This window comes from Microcoleus sp. D2_18a_D3, from assembly GCF_036702455.1.
Lineage (GTDB): Bacteria > Cyanobacteriota > Cyanobacteriia > Cyanobacteriales > Microcoleaceae > Microcoleus.
In genome coordinates this window covers 1-1,726 of the sequence record NZ_JAUBTK010000205.1, presented here as the reverse complement: position 1 = coordinate 1,726, position 1,726 = coordinate 1, and the positions used below count along the sequence as shown (strand labels likewise).

Annotated in this window: 1 pseudogene; it reads left to right on the top strand. The window is 47.5% G+C overall.

What is annotated here, in order from left to right:
- Positions 1-1,129: pseudogene (locus QUB06_RS34505) on the top strand (hypothetical protein); the annotation flags it as partial.
- Positions 1,130-1,726 lie beyond the last annotated feature (597 nt).

Here is a 1,726-nt window from a genome sequence, read left to right as displayed (position 1 = left end):
CACCGCGCTCAAGGCAGTTTCTCATATCAAGTATCCCAAGATGCTCTCAGAACTCTGCAACGATTATCTGGAACTTACTGGGGTCAAATGGAAACGCTCCGGCGGCCGCAGTTGGTTTGAAGGATTGAGATTTCGCACCGAAGGGGAAACATCACCCACTCATTCTGATTCACTTTCAGCGCTTATCCCCCAGAATCTCCCTACTGATACGGGGTGCAACACAGAGCTAAACGGGGTGAATACGGGGTTAGAACGGGATTCAGAATCCTTACCAGACGGGAATTACAGCCATTTACGGGCTTTAGAAGCTCAAAGCTTTTGTGAAAAGTTCGAGTCTTCTTCTTCGTTGACTGAGGAAAGTCAAATCACAAGTCATCACTTTTGTGAAAAGTTAGAGTCTTCTTCTGGGTTGACTGAGGAAAGTCGCGGTACCAGTCATCACTGTTCAGAAAAGTTAGAGTCTTCTTCTGGGTTGATTGAAGAAAGCCAAATCACAAGTCAGCAGTCAGAAATAATAGAAAAAGTAGGTTTGAACCCCGTCAACCCCGTCGAAATACCAAAACCCTTGCCAGTCGCGGATTTAAACTCCGCAACAAACCCCCCAGCAACCCCGCAGCAACCCCTTCAAACCCCGCATTCAGAACTCAACGAAGATGAGCTCGAACTCGTGCAGATGATTTGGGTGGCAATAGCAGAACCCGACCCCAAATCTGCACGACGGACAGCGGCTGACATCTTGCCAATCCTTAAAGATGTCTGTGCCAGGGGAGCTGCAAACCGCGAGAAAGTTTGGGCCGCTTTGACCGATTCGGAGCGAGCGATATTCTCGGAACTGACGGCGAAGCCTCTCGCACTTGCAGACAACTCGCAGGAACCAAAACCCGCCGAAACCACGCCAGAGCCAGAAATTATCGCCCCCACCGATGCCGAAAAACTGCGAGAAATCGCAATTGTTTGGTGGCCGGAACTGTATCCCGCACAAATCCAAAGTCTGCTCGCCCAGATGTACGCATGGGGTACACCGGGGACTCGGTACGATGCGGCCACCATCACGGCTTGGCTGGTTACTGAGGACACCGTTGTGCGCGAGCGGATTACCGAGTTGATGGAATTGAGGCTAGAGGCTTAGCCGAGTTCTGACAGTCAATAAAAAACCACACCTACCGCATCAAACGGCTGCTTGCGTGGTTTGGGTATCACGCAGAAAATTCATTCTGCGTGTTTCAAAAAAACTGTTTGATTTGAAAATGGAACTATTCGATAGGAGTTCTGCCCCCAATACGGTTCAGTTAATGTTTTTTTTCCGAAGAGAGCGAATAGCGAAGCATAAGCCCTTCGGGCAGGCACGCGCCTTCGCAGTATCTATTTTTCACAGTGTTTTGTCTCCATGAGTGTCTTATCTGAACCCTATTGGTTCTGCCCTAGTAGATTTGGGAAACCTGTGAAATACAGCCTATTCCAGGTTTATGAAGTACAGTAGCAGCAGCTTGTAAACCAGTTTTTGAAGTGCTTAGGATTGACCAAATAAGCGGGCAAAAGCTAGCAAAATGTCAACCTGGAGTGGTGGTGCTCGCTGAGAACTGACGTAAAAAAGATTTGAGTTGCGACCACCATAGTTCTATAAAATTGAAGTCGGGAGAATAGGGTGATAAGGAATGAAAAATAAATAAGTTGATGAATTATCGGTTATACTGAAAAAAGTGCGCTTATTACAATTTTCACCCAA